The sequence below is a fragment of the Micromonospora sp. CMU55-4 genome (genome assembly GCF_011602315.1).
GTDB classification, from domain to species: Bacteria; Actinomycetota; Actinomycetes; order Mycobacteriales; family Micromonosporaceae; genus Micromonospora; species Micromonospora chalcea.
Map to the genome: position 1 here is coordinate 351,318 of NZ_JAAOLH010000002.1, position 16,683 is coordinate 368,000.

The 16,683-nt window shown below is 69.2% G+C and carries 12 protein-coding genes, 1 tRNA gene and 1 pseudogene; 9 read left to right on the forward strand and 5 right to left on the reverse strand.

Going from position 1 to position 16,683, the window contains the following annotated elements:
- The first annotated feature begins 358 nt into the window (after positions 1-358).
- From HA073_RS04870 to HA073_RS04885, 4 genes are all read left to right on the forward strand, one after another.
- Positions 359-892: a SigE family RNA polymerase sigma factor gene (locus HA073_RS04870; protein WP_166455779.1), complete on the forward strand. Its 534-nt coding sequence runs from the start codon at positions 359-361 to the stop codon at positions 890-892.
- Positions 879-2,111: a hypothetical protein gene (locus HA073_RS04875; protein ID WP_166455780.1), complete on the forward strand. Its 1,233-nt coding sequence runs from the start codon at positions 879-881 to the stop codon at positions 2,109-2,111. Before HA073_RS04870 ends, HA073_RS04875 begins: the two co-directional genes overlap by 14 nt.
- A 340-nt stretch (positions 2,112-2,451) precedes the next feature.
- Entirely contained in the window at positions 2,452-3,891 is a 1,440-nt protein-coding gene (locus HA073_RS04880) for an alpha/beta hydrolase (protein WP_158559964.1), read from the forward strand.
- A gap of 214 nt (positions 3,892-4,105) precedes the next feature.
- Positions 4,106-4,405: a hypothetical protein gene (locus tag HA073_RS04885; RefSeq protein ID WP_166455781.1), complete on the forward strand. Its 300-nt coding sequence runs from the start codon at positions 4,106-4,108 to the stop codon at positions 4,403-4,405.
- 138 nt (positions 4,406-4,543) lie between these two features.
- Here the strand turns inward: HA073_RS04885 and HA073_RS04890 are convergent, their stop codons facing one another.
- From HA073_RS04890 to HA073_RS04900, 3 genes are all read right to left on the reverse strand, one after another.
- Positions 4,544-5,191, reverse strand: a complete 648-nt coding sequence (locus HA073_RS04890; RefSeq protein ID WP_166455782.1) for a nucleotidyl transferase AbiEii/AbiGii toxin family protein — start codon at positions 5,189-5,191, stop codon at positions 4,544-4,546.
- 2 nt (positions 5,192-5,193) lie between these two features.
- Positions 5,194-5,760 carry a hypothetical protein gene (locus tag HA073_RS04895; protein ID WP_166455783.1) on the reverse strand — a complete coding sequence of 189 codons (567 nt, stop codon included), beginning with the start codon at positions 5,758-5,760 and terminating at the stop codon, positions 5,194-5,196.
- Between the two features lie 94 nt (positions 5,761-5,854).
- On the reverse strand, positions 5,855-6,706 hold the full coding sequence (locus HA073_RS04900) for a hypothetical protein (RefSeq protein ID WP_240925517.1): 852 nt from the start codon (positions 6,704-6,706) through the stop codon (positions 5,855-5,857).
- A 61-nt stretch (positions 6,707-6,767) separates the two neighbouring features.
- Between HA073_RS04900 and HA073_RS04905 the strand changes: the two genes are divergently transcribed.
- The 3 genes from HA073_RS04905 (at position 6,768) to HA073_RS31240 (ending at position 8,997) form a co-directional block, all read left to right on the forward strand.
- Complete coding sequence (locus tag HA073_RS04905) at positions 6,768-7,079, forward strand: hypothetical protein (protein WP_231915649.1); 312 nt, start codon at positions 6,768-6,770, stop codon at positions 7,077-7,079.
- 6 nt (positions 7,080-7,085) lie between these two features.
- The gene (locus HA073_RS04910) at positions 7,086-8,237 is read left to right on the forward strand and encodes a hypothetical protein (RefSeq protein ID WP_166455784.1); all 1,152 of its coding nucleotides are present in this window, start codon (positions 7,086-7,088) and stop codon (positions 8,235-8,237) included.
- Positions 8,238-8,877: 640 nt separating this feature from the next.
- On the forward strand, positions 8,878-8,997 hold the full coding sequence (locus HA073_RS31240) for an IS3 family transposase (protein ID WP_223201434.1): 120 nt from the start codon (positions 8,878-8,880) through the stop codon (positions 8,995-8,997).
- Here HA073_RS31240 and HA073_RS04915 read toward each other — a convergent pair.
- Positions 8,983-11,814, reverse strand: a pseudogene (locus HA073_RS04915) (LuxR C-terminal-related transcriptional regulator); the annotation flags it as partial. The gene HA073_RS31240 and the pseudogene HA073_RS04915 sit on opposite strands and share 15 nt — an antisense overlap.
- 110 nt (positions 11,815-11,924) lie before the next feature.
- On the opposite strand from HA073_RS04915, the gene HA073_RS31085 reads away from it, so the two are divergent.
- Positions 11,925-15,377, forward strand: coding sequence for a M28 family peptidase (locus HA073_RS31085; RefSeq protein ID WP_375336220.1), 3,453 nt, complete (start codon positions 11,925-11,927; stop codon positions 15,375-15,377).
- A 422-nt stretch (positions 15,378-15,799) separates the two neighbouring features.
- Here HA073_RS31085 and HA073_RS04925 read toward each other — a convergent pair whose 3' ends face one another.
- Positions 15,800-16,276: a hypothetical protein gene (locus HA073_RS04925; protein WP_147265123.1), complete on the reverse strand. Its 477-nt coding sequence runs from the start codon at positions 16,274-16,276 to the stop codon at positions 15,800-15,802.
- A 75-nt stretch (positions 16,277-16,351) separates the two neighbouring features.
- Between HA073_RS04925 and HA073_RS04930 the strand changes: the two genes are divergently transcribed.
- A tRNA-Arg gene (locus HA073_RS04930) sits at positions 16,352-16,427 on the forward strand.
- The last annotated feature ends 256 nt before the right edge of the window (positions 16,428-16,683 follow it).

Below are 16,683 nucleotides of genomic sequence, written 5' to 3' on the forward strand. Positions count from 1 at the left end.
AGGGGCTGCGATTGGAGTTGCCCTACGACCGGGTGGGGACAGTCGCCCTCACCCGCATACGCAAGCTACTCGCCACGCAGGTATTGATGTCGCGTTCGGAGCCACTGAACCAGCGCCGTCGGCCGGACCCCGAACCGGCACCTCGCGCCCGGTGCTGAAGATCAGCAGACCACGCCCTCTCGGTCCTCGGAGTGCCCCGTACCACTACCTGCTCGACCGCGACGATGCTCTCTTCAGAGCGCGTCGGCGCGACCGTAGAACCCGCTCGATCATCCTGTCGATCCGCCAACTTCTTCGAGCGGTGCAACTTTCCGGGTGGGCGGTTCCGTTCTACCTCCGTCACGAGGAGGCAGCGCACTTGAAAGCCGAAGACGAGCAAGCATTCCGCGAGTTCGTGACGTCAGAAATGGCGTCACTGCGCAAGTTGGCGTACGTGACCTGCGGCGACTGGCACGCGGCGGAGGACGCCGTGGCCAATGCTCTGGTCAAGCTCTATCCCCGCTGGCGGAAGCTGGACCGGCCCGATCTCTACGTCAAGACCATGGTCTACCGGGCCGCGGTCGACGAGACCCGTCGGCCGTGGCGGCGCGAGCGGTCGGCCGGTGACGCCATGCCGGACATCGCGCTGCGCGACCCCGCCGGCGCGAGCGACGAGCGGATGCGCCTGCGGGCGGCGCTCGACTCGGTGCCACCCCGGCAGCGAGCCGCAGTCGTGCTCCGGCACTACCTGGATCTGAGCCTGGAGGACACCGCCAGCGTCCTGAACTGCACGGTGGGCACGGCCAAGAGTCAGGTGTCCCGTGGCCTGGCGAAGCTGCGCGAGTCACTCGGCGGCGACCGTACCGATCTCAACGGACCATCGATAAAGGAGTGGACCCATGCGGTTGCATGATCTCGTGGACGCGGTAACGGGCGATGAGCCGCCGATGTCCCGCACCGTCGACGACATCATCACGGCAGGGCGGCGAGCGCAGCGCCGCCGTCGGGCCGGATTCGCGTCAGCCGGCGCGGCGGGCCTCGTCGTGGCCGTGGTCGCCGGTGCGTTCGTGGTACCGGCCCTGGGCGCGCAGCAGAGCTCCCCGGCCGCGCCGTTCGTGGCCGGCGCGGCGGCGTCCGAGCCGGCCGGGGCCGAGTGGCCCGACCCCGCGTCGTTCACCTTCACCTTCACCGGGTACGACGCCGGCACGCTGCATGTGCAGGACCCGATCGTCGCGTCCACCGCGTACCAGATCGCTCCCGTCTACTCCGACGGTCACACCTCGAACGACAAGCCCATGACCCGCCAGGAGGTGGAGGAGCAGGGCGACGCGTTCTTGCGGAACAAGGAAAACGGGAAGCCGGCCCTCTTGGCGTACCTGACCGTCTACCGGCCCGGTGCCTTCGACCCGGCCGGGATCAAGGACGGCGCGAACGTCACCGTGGCCGGGCGCAGGGCCGTGCAGGCGACGCTGCCGGTCGGCCTTGACCCGCAGCGCCCGGTGGATGGCGGCAACAAGCTCTTCGCCTGGGAATACGCCGACAACGCCTGGGCGGCTGTCACGTCGTACTCCGGCGACAAGGCCACGCCGAGCTTCGAGGAGCTGGGCGGCCTGGTCGAAGGCCTGAAGCCCAGCAGGCCGACGCCGGCCCTGGTGCCCTTCACGGTGGGCTACCTGCCGGACGGTTACGTGCCGTTGCAGATCGGCACCCACGCCACGGCGGGCCTCGGCGGCATCGCCTCGGCCCGCGGCGGCGACTACGGCGGCGCGACGTACACCAGATCCGCCGCGCCCACCACCGGGCTGACCGCACCGTACGAGGCGAGCGAGGGTGGCATCAAAGACGGGTTCCACATCTCGGTCATCCCGAGCAGCAGCGCGAACCAGACGCCGGAGCCCGGTGTGACGAAGTGCTACGACGTACCCGACCGGCCCGGGTGGGACGGCCCGCAGGTCGACATCTGGTGCCAGTTCCGGAGCGCCGACGGCGCAGTCGTAGTCGAGGTCAGCCCCGATAGTGTCGGTAACACGCTGCCGCGGGTCGAGCTGGAGAAGATCGCCAAGGGGATCACGGTCGCCGACGTCGAGGACGAGTCGACCTGGACTCCGGCCGCGACCGCCCTGCGGCCATGACGGCCAGCGCCGGCACCACGACGGTGCTGTTCCGCAGGGCCGCTTCAGCGGCTCCTGTCGCGAAGAATGAAGGCTTGGGATGAGACGCAGAGCAAAGGCCGGTCTGATTGCCACGGCAACAGCGGCTCTGTGCGTACAGGTGGTGCCTCTCGCCGAGGCGAACACCGCGCCGAAGTCCGACGCGGTGCCGGTCGGACTGGCGGAGTTCTACGCGCAGCGTCCTGCGTGGGGACCCTGCCCCCGCCCGCCGGTGCCACCGAGGCGGTCACCGGATGCTTCGGCGTCCGCGCTCCCCCGTGCCGGGAGCGCGTCCCCGGCGGTGGAATGCACGACTGTGCGGGTGCCGTTGGACTACCGGCGACCGGACGGCCCCCGGGAGACCGTCGAGCTCTCCCGGCGCCTGGCGAGCGATCAGCCGAACCGGCTCGGCGTACTGGTCGAGGTCCCCGGCGGGCCGGGCGGGCAGGGAATCTACGCGCCGGAGGACCCGGCGTACGAGGCGCTGTCAACGCGGTACGACATCATCGGGTACAACCCGCGCGGTGTCGGGCAGTCGCAGCCTCTGCTGTGCGAGGGCACGAGCGTGCAGGTGTCCGGTAGGACGCGCTTCACCGACGCGCAGATGCGGGCGTACACCGAGGAGTTCCGCAGGCGTGATCAGCAATGCGAACGCGCGGACGGTGCCCGGCGTCCCTACTTCACCACCGCCAACAACGCCAGAGATCTCGACATCGTCCGCGCGGTCCTGGGTGAGCGTCAGCTGAACCTGATGGGGAAGTCCTACGGCACGTACGTGACGGCCGTCTACGGCACGCTTTTTCCGAAGCGACTGAACCGCAACGTCCTGGACTCCGCGATCCACCCGCAATGGATATGGCGGGAGGCGTGGAAGCAACAGGCAATCGCCCAACGTAGGACCGCCGACGCCTGGATGACGTGGGTGGCCGAGCGCAACGGAATCTACGGGCTGGGAACCACCCGGTCGCAGGTGCGCACCACGATCGAACGGACCCGGGCGAAGCTGGAGCAACGCCCGATCGACCAGGGTGATTTCGTGTACGACGGCACCGAGTTCGACGGCCTCGTCGGGGCCACCAACGAGGTGGCGTACTGGGACTTCTTCGCAGCGACGGCGAGCCGGCTGCGTCAGCAGGTCGAGACACCCTCGGACGTGCCGGGTGACCTGGGCCGGGCGTTGGCTCTTCAGCAAGAGATCCAGGCCGACCCGCCGCCGACCAGCAATGGCGTCTGGGAGGCAGTCAACTGCGAGGCCGAATGGCCCGCCGACCTCAAGGTGTACTACGCGGACATGCGCTACTTCTCCGAGCACTTCCCCTACGGCTGGGGTGCTTCGGCGGTTTCTCCGCGTGAGTGCACCTTCGGCTCGGTGGAGCGGGTCGAGCCGCTGGTGAAGCTGCGCCGCAGCGGCTACCCGACAGGGCTGGTCGTGCAGGAGGAGTTCGACCCGCAGACGCCGTACGAGGGCGGTCGGGCGATGGCGGACCTGCTCGGGCACCGGCTCCTCAGCGTTCCGCGCGATGGCTACCACGTCGTCCACGGCACCAACGCCTGCGTCGACGCCGCCATCGACGACTACCTGCTGAACGGAAAGCTGCCGAAACGGGGAGCGGAGTGCGAGGGAACGCCGGTCCCCGAGGTTCCGACGGATGGTTCGGCGCGGGTGGGTGAGGGCGACCGCCCGTCCCTCGACGAGCAGACGACTCTCTTGTCTGGCCGGATCCCTCGTCCGCTTCAGGCTGGTGGTCGTGCGCCCTCCTGATGTCGACGCGTGAGGGCTTGACATCCGCGCCGTTCTGGCCGAACGCCTCCGCAGTTCCGTGGTACGTCACGGCTGGCCAGGTGGTGGATCTGTTCCACGGCGCGCAGACCCGCGGGCACGGCGACCTGGAGGTCGCCGTGCCCAGCGCACTTTGCGCCCGCGCCACGGTAGATACCGCCGGAGTACGCGCGCTGGTTGATCACCTTGAGGTGGTGTGGGCCCGCTGTTCCCGCCCGTGCGTAACGTCGGCCCGGCCGAGGATCTGGCCGGTGACGGTGTCCCGGGCCTCGAGTCCGATGCGGTAACCGCCATCGGCCAGGCTGCCGGTCGCGCAGCCAGCCCGGGCCGGTCGCGGGACAACCGAACGGACCGGCATTTCGGCGATTACACACTCCGATCTCTCGATGTTGATGGGTGGACGCGCGAGCAAGGCCGCAGCCTGAACCAGGCTGCTCGCCGCCGACGCAACCCCATCCGCGCCAGCCGGCCCACCCTGCCCGCCGAGATCAATTGAAGTCACATGGAGACTTCTCAAGCGGATGCCAACCCGGGTCAACCGGTGCCGACGGGGGTCACCGCGACCGACCGCCGGTCGCAACCCGGGTGGGTACTGCGGGTGCAGGCTCAACGTTGCCGTGAATCGGAAGCCGAGTCACCCTTCCTCGTAGTCGAGCAGTTCGCGGCGCCACTCGGCGAATCGGCTTAAGAGATCGTCCAGCGCTGGGCCGGTGACGCCGTACTGGGTGAAGTCGTCGGGATCGAGCTGGGTGGCTTGTGCGAGGGCGTCGGCGAAGATGCGCGGGTCGAAACCACGATCGGCGCGCTGCGCGAGGGCGAGGAGGGCGTCGCGGGTGTAGCGGCCGGATCGGAGCGTGGCGTCGATGTCGATGAAGTCGCGGGCGAACGCTCGTCCGTAGAGGGCGCTCATCTTGTTCGCGACCGCGTCGTCGGGGTGGAGGACGGGTCCGATCGCCATGAGGATCGGTTCGTTGGCGCGCCAGTCCACGCCGAGTTCGACCTTGGAAACCCGCGCGCCATCGGTGACTGTGAGCCGGGCGAAGGTGTCGTACTGCCGCTCGGTCTCGACGGTGAGGCCGTCGTCTCGGTAGGCGTGTACGACAGCGGTAACCGCGGCGGTGAACTCGTCGCGGCGGTCCCAGGCGGTGAACAGGTCGACGTCCTCGCTGGGCCGCTCCAGGAGCCCAGTGGCCTGGACCGCGTAACCGCCGGCCAGCGCGAAGCCGTATCGGTCGGCCGCCGCGAGCCCGGTACGGGCGAGGCGTTCGTGGAAGGGGTCCACCGCTATGCCGCGTTGCTGCGTGTGGCGGCGAGTTCGGGGAAGGCGTCCTCCCAGCGTTGGCGGAGCTGGGATGGCAGCCAGAGAGTGGGCCAGAGTCGCCGGAGGAGGTCGGCATCGAGCCAGGTGTGCAGGTCCTCGACGGTGCTGGCTTCGGTGAGCACCACCTTGTACATGCTGGCCAGGCGTGCGGGCCGGTTCAGGTCGTACTCGGCATGCCCGGACCAGTCGAGGTGACGCGGAAGCGTCACGGAGCCGTCGGTCGGGCCGTGCAGATCGGCGAGGGTTTCGGCCACCACGTAGGGCCTCCGGTCGCCGTAGGGCTGGTAGTCCGCTGGCGGCTGGGGTGACATCCTGCGCCGGCTGAGGTTCGTCGCCCGCCGGACTTCCGGTCGTAGCGCCTGACGGATCGTCTCCCGGCTGTACCCGGTGACGCGCTGCAGATCCACCGGCCGCCATCCGGCCGCGTGAAACGCCCGTAGCTGCTCGTCCCGCTCGGTCAGCGCGGCGGCCCGCGTCGCCTCATACCGGGAGACAACCGCCTGCAGCTCATCCTCGGAGAACCGGCCCATGGCCTTTAGCCTACCAGGCTAGGCCCAGCACGCTTGGCGTACGTCATTCTTTGGAAGCCGGCGGACCAGTCATGATGATCGCGAGGGGATGTACTCATGTTCTGGTGAAGCCGAGGGCCCGGTATCCGGGCATGCGGCGTGGGAGTGAGGCAGCGAGGATGGGAGTGGCCGGGTCGTGGTAGTCGTGGACCTCGGCGAGGTCCTTGCCGGGCGCGGCGCGGATGACGCGGCCGGCGCATTGGACGAGTAGGCCGTCGTAGGAGATCGGGCCTGCGAGGAAGAGGGTGTCGAGGGCGGGGGCGTCGAAGCCCTCACCGATGAACGGCGTGGTGCCGATGACGAGCAGGACCGTGCCGACGGCCCGCGCGGTGGCCGCGGCAACAGCACCGGTGAAGAAGACCCACACGTGGGCACCACGGCCTGACTGGGAGATCTCCAACCCGGCCGGCACCGCGCTGGCTCGCGCCGCCTTCACGTACGCGAGGGCGTCGAGCATCGCCGTCGGCCCGTCGAAGTCGGCCACGACGAAGTGGCAGGTGTTGCCGGGCATCAGCGGGTATAGGCCCATGAACACGTCGCCGACCAGATGCGCCGCGACGACCTCCGTCGTGCGGGGCAGGTAGGTGGCACCGCGCCGGTCCATACCCTTACGCCAGCCACCGGCGACTGCGGGCATCCACCCGGCAGCGCCGGTACGGGCGTTGTCCCACCGCACGGCGTACACGTCGGCCCGGGCCCGGAACCGGTCGGCGAACAACGCCAGCTTGTCCCGAGTCGGCGAAGCCATGGTGACCAGCCCTGGCGGCTCAACCGGCGCGGACAACTGCTCCGGCGCCGCAGTCGTGTCCTGGCCGCGCAGCTCCAGCAGACGTCCCAGTCGGGCGTTCTCTGCCCGTAACCGCTCCACCTCCCGCCGAAGATCGACGAACTCGGCCACCGAACCCATGCCGACCATCCTCGCGCATCGGGCGTCGAACATCCCGGCACCGGTCCGCTATCCTCCGCCGATGGCATCGAAGGACAACGCCGCGCTGGAGGCGATGATCGAGGAAGCCACCGCCGACACGGACGGTCATGAGGACGAGCGCGCCGGCCTGTTCACCATGATCGAGGAGCATCTGGCGGTGCCGTTCACCACCACCGTCCTCGGCGTCGAGGCCACCGTACGGAAGGCCGAGCTGGCGGCGGACAACATCGTCGCGGTCTGCGCCCGAGGTCGCCACCGGCAGAGGATCGATCTCCTCGACCTGCCGTTGCTCACCCCCGCGCCGGACGGCGCCGCGTGGATCGACGCCTACCGGCACTGGGCCGGACGGTAGGCCACGGTGAGCGAGTACCAGTACTACGAGTTCACCGCCGTCGACCGGCCCCTCACCGGCCGGGAGCGGGCCGAGCTTCGGTCGCTGTCGACCCGGGCCGACATCACCGCCACCAGCTTCGTCAACACCTACGAGTGGGGCGACTTCAAGGGCGACCCGCGCACGCTGATGGAGCGGTACTTCGACGCGCACCTGTACCTGACGAACTGGGGCACCCGCCAGCTCATGCTGCGGCTACCGAAACACGTGCTCGACCCCGCCACCGTCTCCCAGTGCTGCCAAGGGGACAGCGCATCCGCGTGGACCACCGGCAAGCACGTCATCATCGACCTGCACGACGAGGACGAGGACGGCACCGACGAGTGGGACCTCGACGGCCACGGCCTCCTCGCCTCCGTCATCCCGGTCCGGGCCCGCCTCGCCGCCGGCGACCTGCGCCTGCTGTACCTGGCCTGGCTGCGCTGCGTACAGTCCGCCGAGATCGCCGACGACGAGCCTGAACCGCCCGTCCCCGCCCGGCTGGGGACCCTCGACGCGTCCCTCACCGCCGTCGCCGAGTTCCTACGCATCGACCCCGACCTGATCGCGGCCGCGGCGGCCGGACCGCCGCCGGCCACCTCCGGCGAACCGACCGCTGCGCAACTACGCACCTGGGTCGTCGGGCTGCCCGCTCGGGACAAGGACGCCATCCTGACCGACCTGATCACCGGCGGCGACAGCCACCTGCGCAACCGACTGCTGCGCCGCTACCGCGACGCACACCGCACTGATACGCCCACCCCGGCAGCCGCCCGTACCGCCGGGGAACTGCTCTCCACCGCCGCGGGGTTGCGCGCCGAACGGGAACGACGGGACGCTGAGCAACGCGAACGCGACCGGATCCGCCGCGAACGGTCCGCCGCAGCAGCCCGGCAACGGCACCTCGACACCCTCGCAGTCGACCAACCCGCCGCCTGGCAGCGAGTCGACGAGCTCATCGCCACCAAGAAACCCCGCGAGTACGACACCGCCGTGCAACTCCTCATCGACCTGCGCGAACTCAGCGAACGCGACGGGGACAGTTCGTCGTTCCAGCACCGGCTGGCCGAGCTCCGGGCGGCGCATGCCCGCAAGCCCAGTTTGCTCGAACGCCTCAACCTCGCAGGCCTCGACACCTGACGCATGGTTCTTCGCTGACCGTCGCCAAGGTGTGGCAAGGATCGTGGAGGGCCGGTGCGGCGTGTCAGCGTGACGCCCCAGACAGTCGACGCCGGCCACTTCATCCTGCCCGCCAAGATCAACCAGAGTCACCTGGAGACTCCTCCAGCGGATGCCGACCGGGGTGGACCGGTGCCAACGAGGGTCACCATGGCCGACCGCCGGCCGCAAACCGGGGTTCGTGTGCTCAGGTGTGCTCCTGGGCTGGGAGAACGGCGGTCCGGGGAACGTGGGTGAACGGGGGCCACTCCCTGCCACCCCAGGTGAACCCCAGGTCGCTAGACTGTGCCCTCGCGCCCTCGTAGCTCAGGGGATAGAGCATCGGTTTCCTAAGACCGTCATCTATGCATGTCGGTAGGCCGACTGCCTGCGATTCAGCCGTTCATTACCTCTGTTTGTTGGTCGCATTGGATAGCTGCTGCGCTCCGTTGCTGGCGGTTACAGTAGCAAACCGGCCGCCTCTGTTGCTTTTTGTGTCAACTTTCTCGATTCTAAATCCTCGTCACGGCATTTTGCGACTTGACGTAGCGAGGATGCTGTCCGGGGAAGCACGTGCGATCCTCGCCCAACCCGCTCCTTTACGCCGCACGCCGAGTTACGCCTGGGCACCGGAGTCGGAAGTGGGCGCAAACGCGTTGCCAGGCTGATGCGCCAGGCCGGGCTGCAGGGCTTCTGCCGGCGCTGCCGTCAGGGCTGCAAGGTGCGCGAGTTGGACGCGTGAGTGGATGCCGAGCTTCCGGTAGACGCGGGTGAGGTTTGCTTCGACTGTTTTGACACTGATGGTGAGGGCGGTGGCGATGTCGCGGTTGGTCGCTCCGCTGGCGGCGAGCTCGACGCAGCGCTGTTCGGCGGAGGTGAGGCAGGGGAGCGTACTGCTGTGCGCGGGGACGGGCTCCAGTTGGTGGAGGGTGCGGGTGGCGGCTTCGATCCAGGGGTGTGCCTGGTGCGTGCTGAAGAGGTCGGCGGCGCTCTGCGCCGCGGTGCGGGCGCTGGCGCGTCGGCGTCCGCGTCGTTCGGTGTGGCTGAGGGCCAGGAGGGTTCGACCGTGTTCGATGGGCAGGTGGCGGAGGTGGTCGGCTGCTGCGGTGAGGAGGTCGGCGGCCGCATCGTAGTTGCCCAGGGTGGCTTCCAGGAGTGCCTGGGAGCGGTCGAGCACGGGGAGGACGCAGCTTCTATCTAGATCAGTCGCGGTGCGACGGGTATCGGTCAGCAGTTTGCGGGCTTGGTCGAGGTAGCCGAGGGAGATGAGGGCTTGGGCGAGGTCGGCGTGCCAGCGCAGGACGGACGGGTCGCGGACCTGCTGGCGCTTCTCAAGCGTACGGACCTCTTCCAGCGCCTCCAGGGCTTCTTTCGGACGCCCGGTGACCAGGAGAAGATGTCCGAGGACGAAGAGGTTTCGGGAGAGGAAGACTTTGTTGTCCTCCCGGCGGGAGGTGTCCGCCCCGCGGCGTGCGTGAGCGAGGGCGGAGTCGGTGCACGAGGCGGTGCCCTCGACCAGGGCGGAGGTGTAGCACGTTGGTGCGGGGTCCAAGGCGGCTCTGTCGGTAAGCGACAGGGCGCGGCCGGCGTAGTCGAGGGCCAGTCCGCACCGTCCGGCGCGGATCTCGACTTCGGCGAGGCTGCGCAGGACATCCACGGTGGCTTCGGCGTCTCCGGTCCGCTCGGCTTCGACGAGCAGAGGCAGCAGTGCGCTGCGGGCTTCGTCCAGACGGTCGTCGAAGATGGCGTGCCGGGCGGAGAGCTGTTCGGGCCTGGCGTTGACGGGGATGTGAGTGCTGCGTGGCAGGGACAGGGCGTGGCCGAGCGTGGTCTCGGCTTGGGGGCGGCCGAGGATGCGTTGGATGCGGGCCTGCATCGTGAGGGCCATGGCGGTGGTGGCGGTGTCGCCAGCGCTCCGGGCGAGGCTGGCGGCCCGGGCAGCCTGGGCGCACGCCCGGTCGGGATCGCCGTTGACGTTGGCCCAGATCGCCTGGCGGACGAGGATCTGCGCGGTCAGGTCCGGATGTCCGGCCGCTTCGTGAAGTGCGTCGGCGAACAGCTTGTCGCCGTTGTACAGGTGCTGTCCGCCTGAGTCGATCAGGGCGATGAGGGCGTTGACGCGGTTGGCGGGGCTGCTGTCGTGGTTCAGGACGAGGCGGACGGCAGCCTGGCCGCGGGGCAGGTCGCCGTTGTGGGCGGCGTCGCGTACGGCGGTCAGCGCCCGTTCGGTGAGCAGGTCGGCGTCGGTCTCCGGGGTACGTTCGGCGGCGAGCAGGGAGAGCTCGGCCGCTAGTGCGGGTTCTCCGCGCAGCCGGGCGCGGGCGGCGGCGCGGTCGGCGCAGTCGGCCGACTGCGGGTCGTTGGTGTCGGCCGCCAGCGTGGTGTGACGGTCGCGGCGGATGCTGTCGCGGCTGGCTTCGGCCAGGCGGGCGTGCAGGAGCCTGCGTGTGGCGACCGGCGGTCGGGCCGCGAGTTCGGCACCGATCGCGGCGGCGGCGAACCGGATCTTCCCGTCGACCTGCCCGATGTTGATCAGTCCGGCTGCCTCGGCCTCTGCGAGAAGGTTTTCGGCGGGCGGGCCGGCGAGGCGGCTCAGCAGTTCGCGGTCGGGCCGGTCGTCGAGTGCGGCGACCGTCAACAGTTCCTGAACTTCGGCCGACACAGTGCCCAGCCATTCGTTCACCAGTCGGCGGGCGGCCGGCGGCAGGACCAGGTCGTCTACGAGACCCTGAGCGGCCGGCAGGTCGGTGGCGCGGCTGCGGGCCCCGGCGAATGCGAGGGCTAGGGCCGGGTTCCCTCCGCTGCGGATGTGGGTCTGCGTGACCTCGTAGGGGGTTAGCCGGTACGGCGACAGCAGGGTTGCGACCTGATCGGGTGTCAGCGCCGGGATGCGTACCGCACAGGGGTCCTCGCCGCACCAGTGGCCTTCGCTCCCCGGGCGCCAGATTCGCTCTGCGGCTATGACGGGAAGGTCGGGAGCCAGGCGCAGTGCCCAACGCAAGACGGCCGCGCTGGCCGTATCCAGCCACTGGGCGTTGTCCACCACCAGTGTCAGAGGCGGGGTGTCCAGCAGCAGGGTGGCGGTCAACCGGCGCAGCCGTAGAGCGGTCCCGGCGGGATCGGCAGAGCCCGGCACTCCGACGGCCTTGTCGATTCCGGTCGCGAGTTCCCGCGCGGCCGGCAGCGGTTGGAGGGCCAGTGCGAGTTCGAGCAGTCCGGTGTAGGGGACCTGGGCGTCCTGTGGGCTCGGAGCCAGCCTTAGGACAGGCATGCCCAGCTGCTGCCCGAGTACACCGGCCGCAGCGGTCTTGCCGATCCCGGGCGGACCGAACAGCACCACCCGACGGGCGCCGCGCACGACGCCCGGTACCACCGGCAGCATGGTGCCGGTGGCCCCCTGATGCGCATTCACTGCCGTCGCAGAATCTGGCACCGGATCATAGTGCGCCCGACGGTCCTTCGCGCACCAGAGCAAGGGGTTGCCCTGATTTCGGCCAGCCTCCGCCGTTCCTAGTGTCATCGCCAAAGCCGAGCTGTCACCGGTTGCCGGAGATCCCATCAACACGGGCCCTGCTGCCACACCCCTCAACCCATCTCGGCGGGAGGATTGCGATGTATCGAAGAACTGCCATGGCGGCCGCTGTCGCGGTTGCGCTTACCCTGGGCACCGTGACCGGGGTGGCCACCCAGTCGACCGCAGCCACCCCGCCCCCTACACCCACGGTTGCGCAGAGCCCGCTGTCGCTGGCGATCTCTGCAGCCGACCGCGCTGCCGACGGCGGTCACGACGCGCTGGCGAAAGGCCCCTTCGAGCAGTACGACCGTCGCATGGTGATCCCGTGGGTGGACGGCCTGTTCTCCATTGCCTACGAGCGCACCTACCGGGGCCTGCCGGTGGTCGGCGGCGACGCCGCCGTACTCGCCGACGGCCGGGGCGCGATCCGGGCGATCTCGGCCGCCACCAAGACGAAGATCAACGTGTCGGTGGTGCCGACGGTCGCCGTCGACCGTGCCGAGCAGACCGCCAAGAGCCTGCTCGCGAAGGTCGACCGGGTCGAGTCGCGCACCCTGGTGGTGCACGTCAAGGACAGCACCGCCCGCCTCGCGTGGGAGGTCGTCGTCGCCGGGCGCACCGCCTCGGCGCCCAGCCACCTGCATGTCTTCGTGGACGCGCGCACCGGCCAGGTGCTGGCCAAGCAGGAGGACGCCGCGGCCGGTTCCGGCACCGGCAAGTGGAACGGGCCCAGCCCGTTGTCGATCACCACGTCGCAGTCGGGCAGCACGTACTACCTGCGCGACACCACGCGCACCGGCCTGAACTGCCAGGACTACAGCACCAGTACCGTCTTCTCCGGCGCGGACGACAGCTGGGGCAACGGGGTGGGCACCAGCAAGGAGACCGGCTGCGTCGACGCACTGTACTCGGCGCAGAAGGAATGGGACATGCTGTCGGCCTGGCTGGGCCGCAACGGGCACAACGGCAACGGTGGCAGCTGGCCGATCAAGGTCGGCCTGAACGAGCAGAACGCCTACTGGGACGGCTCCACGATCACGATCGGCAAGAACTCGGCAGGCAACTGGATCTCGTCGATGGACGTGGTCGGCCACGAGTTCGGCCACGGCCTCGACCAGAACACCCCCGGCGGCACCAGCTCCGAAGCCGGCCTCGGCGAAGCCACCGGCGACATCTTCGGCGCCCTGACCGAGGCATACGCCAACCAGTCCGCCACCTACGACGACCCGGACTACCTGGTCGGTGAGGAGATCGACCTCGTCGGCAGCGGCCCGATCCGCAACATGTACAACCCTTCGCTGGTCGGTGGCCACCCGAACTGCTACTCCTCGTCGATCCCGAACACCGAGGTACACGCGGCCGCCGGCCCGCTCAACCACTGGTTCTACCTGCTCGCCGAGGGCAGCGCGCCGGGCGGCGGCAAGCCGAACAGCCCCATCTGCTCGGGCGGCCCGTCGTCGGTCACCGGCGTCGGCATCCAGTCCGCCGGAAAGATCTTCTACGGCGGCATGCTGCTCAAGACCTCCGGCATGACCCACAAGAAGTACCGCACCGCGACCCTGACCGCCGCGAAGAACCTGGACTCCTCGTGCGTCCTGTTCAACCGGACCAAGGACGCGTGGAACGCGGTCGCGGTCCCGGCCCAGACCGGCGACCCGACCTGCACCGCGACCAGCACCGACTTCTCGATGTCGATCAGCCCCACCTCGGGCGGCGTCAACGCGGGCTCCTCGGTGACCGCGACGGTCAACACCGCCACCGTCTCCGGCAGCGCGCAGACCGTGTCGCTGACCTCCTCGGGTGCCCCGTCGGGGGTCACCGTGTCGTTCAGCCCGTCGTCGGTCACCTCGGGCGGCAGCTCCACGATGACGGTGGCGACCACGTCCGGCGCGGCCGCGGGCACGTACACCATCACCGTGACCGGCACCGGGTCGGTCACCCACACGGCCCAGTACACGCTGACGGTCAACGGCGGCACCCCCGGTGGCACCGCGCCGGACATCGACGTCGCCAACGTGCAGGCGCACCTGACACAGCTCAGCACCATCGCCACCAACAACGGCGGCACCCGCCGCTCGACCGGCCAGGGCTACCTGCAGTCGGTGGCGTACGTCAAGGGCAAGCTGCAGGCCGCCGGCTTCACCGTCACCGAGCAGCCCTGCACCTCCGGCTGCACCAGCGGTGCAGGCCCGAACCTGATCGCCGAGTGGCCGGGCGGTAACGCGAGCAACGTCTACATGTTCGGCGCCCACCTGGACGGCGTCTCGGCCGGTCCGGGCATGAACGACAACGGCTCCGGCTCGGCGGCGCTGCTCGAGGTCGCCCTCGCGCTGGCCGCGCAGAACCCGACCATGCTGAACAAGGTCCGCTTCGGCTGGTGGACCGACGAGGAACAGGGCCTCAACGGCTCCAAGTTCTACGTCAACTCGCTGACCAGTACCCAGCGAACGGCGATCAAGGCCTACTACAACTTCGACATGATCGCGTCGAAGAACGGCGGCTACTTCATCAACAACATCACCTCGACCGCGTCGCAGCCGATGAAGGCGTACTGGGACTCCCTCAGCCTGCAGCCGGAGGAGAACGTCGAGGGCCAGGGCCGTTCCGACGACTACTCGTTCCAGAACGCGGGCATCCCGACCTCCGGTTACGCGATGGGCGCCAGCGCCACCAAGACGTCGGCCCAGGCGTCGAAGTGGGGCGGCACGGCCGGTCAGTCCTACGACTCCTGCTACCACTCCTCGTGCGACACCCTCAGCAACATCGACGCCACCGCGCTGAACCGGGCTGCCGACGGCATCGCCTACACGCTGTGGAACCGGGCGGTCGGCACCTCGACGCCGACCAACGACTTCTCGATCTCGGCCAGCCCCGCGTCGGGCACCGTGAACGCGGGGTCCAGCACCACGACCACCGTCGGCACCGCCACCACCTCGGGCAGCGCCCAGACGGTTACCCTGACCGCCAGCGGCGCCCCCACGGGCGTAACGGTCTCGTTCAGCCCGTCGTCGGTCACCTCCGGCAGCTCGTCGACCGCCACCATCGCGGTCGGCTCGTCGGTGGCCGGCGGCACCTACACCATCACCATCACCGGCGCGGGTTCGGTGTCGCACAGCACCACGTACACGCTGACCGTGACCGGCGGGCCGGGCGGCTGCACCGCCGCCCAGCTGATCCTCAACGGCGGTTTCGAAAGCGGCACCTCGCCGTGGACCGGCTCCACCGGCGTGATCGGCACCTCTATCGGGCAGGTGCCGCGCAGCGGCACCCGGTACGCGTGGCTCGGCGGAAACGGCTACACCGCGACCGAGGCCATCAGCCAGACCGTCACCATCCCGTCGGGCTGCACCAGTGCGGTACTGACCTACTGGCTGCACATCGACACGAGCGAGTACTGGGCGCTCGCCTACGACGTGTTCACGATCAAGGCCAACGGCACCACCGTGGCGTCGCTGTCCAACATGAACGCTGCCACGGGCTACACGCAGCGCACCGTCAACCTCGGCGCGTACGCCGGCCAGACGGTCACGCTGACCTTCACCGGCACCGAGGACGCCTACCTGCAGACCAGCTTCGTGCTGGACGACGTGACCCTGCAGATCGGCTGAGTTCAACGGCAGGGTGGGGCGCTCGCCCCACCCTGCCGCAGGTCCTGCGCCCCTGTTCCGCTGCCGGACCGGACCTTAGCCTGAATCCGTGGATTGGATTCTGGGTGCGTTGTCGGGTTGATCTAGCCGATTGGGGGTGTGATGGATCCGCTGGCCCTGGTCTCCGTAGAACGCCAAGTAACCCGGCTCCGCCTTGACCTGGCGAGAGGCGAAGTCCATCGCCTCCGGGCGCAGATCTGCCCAACCTCGCGGGAAGCGGCCGTACCGGTCGTAGAACCTCCGCAACAGCGCGAACCCGGCCGTATCTCGCCATGCTTGGACGCAACCAGGTCCAGCTCAGCAGGGACAAGGGTCCAGTGCTCGACCAGCTCGCCGATGCTCAGAGGAGATCGACTCACAGCGGTCAACCATCGTGGCAGCGATCAGGGACCGCGCAGACCCCCAAAAAGATCAACTATTTGGCCCCTGGTCGCAAGATCGTTACTAAAGCCCCTGCGGATGGGGCCGGCGTGGTTGGTCGTGAAGGGCCCGTCGGCGTGTGACCAGGTCCAGCGAAGCCGTCGGTGGGTCAGCCACGCGCCGGTCTGGCCGGCGAGGTCGCGGTGCCGGCGCTGGGTCCTGTTGGTGTCAGCGCTGTCGGTGGTGAAGGCGAGCAGGGCGTAGCCGCCGGGGATCCCGGCGTCGGGCTCGCCGGGGTGCCGGCTGCCGTCGACGGAGAAGTGCACGCTAGCCAGGGCCGGTGCGCCCTGTCCGGGCAGAGTCTGCAGCATGTGGACATGGCCGTGGTCGACCAGGTGCCATCGGCCGTCCAGGGGCAGCCCGAGCGTGGTGCGGGCGTGGGCGAACAGTTCGTAGGCGTCGACGGGGTCCTGCACGACGAGGGTGGTGGTCACGGTCATCGCGGTCACCGGGCCCAGATGGGCCACTCCCTGCCACCCCGGGTGAACCGGCAGGCCGCTAGACTGGGCACTCGCGCCCTCGTAGCTCAGGGGATAGAGCATCGGTTTCCTAAACCGTGTGTCGCAGGTTCGAATCCTGCCGGGGGCACCAGGTCAGGTGTTTGATCAACGATCACTGTGCCGCCTTCCGGAGCTTGCGTGCCCGATCGCCTCGCCGAGATCTGCTGCAGCAACGCGGTTGTGTGAGCGGGACTGACAGCAGCGGCCACCCTCGCTCGTCGCTGACCCGTTCGAAGAACTGCAACAGGTCGTCCTTGCTGACCCCGAATTCCGCACAGACGCCAACGGCCGCCACTAGATGAACCTGGCCTTGAACTGGCCGGAGGCGCGAGGCAGGCGCCGGATGC

What these genes read in the sequence shown, in the direction of transcription:
- HA073_RS04875 (WP_166455780.1), top strand. Translation starts at nt 879, where the DNA reads ATGCGGTTGCATGATCTCGTGGACGCGGTAACGGGCGATGAGCCGCCG.
- HA073_RS04925 (WP_147265123.1), bottom strand. Translation starts at nt 16,276, where the DNA reads ATGACCGTGACCACCACCCTCGTCGTGCAGGACCCCGTCGACGCCTAC.
- HA073_RS04895 (WP_166455783.1), bottom strand. Translation starts at nt 5,760, where the DNA reads ATGGGCCGGTTCTCCGAGGATGAGCTGCAGGCGGTTGTCTCCCGGTAT.
- HA073_RS04900 (WP_240925517.1), bottom strand. Translation starts at nt 6,706, where the DNA reads ATGGGTTCGGTGGCCGAGTTCGTCGATCTTCGGCGGGAGGTGGAGCGG.
- HA073_RS04905 (WP_231915649.1), top strand. Translation starts at nt 6,768, where the DNA reads ATGGCATCGAAGGACAACGCCGCGCTGGAGGCGATGATCGAGGAAGCC.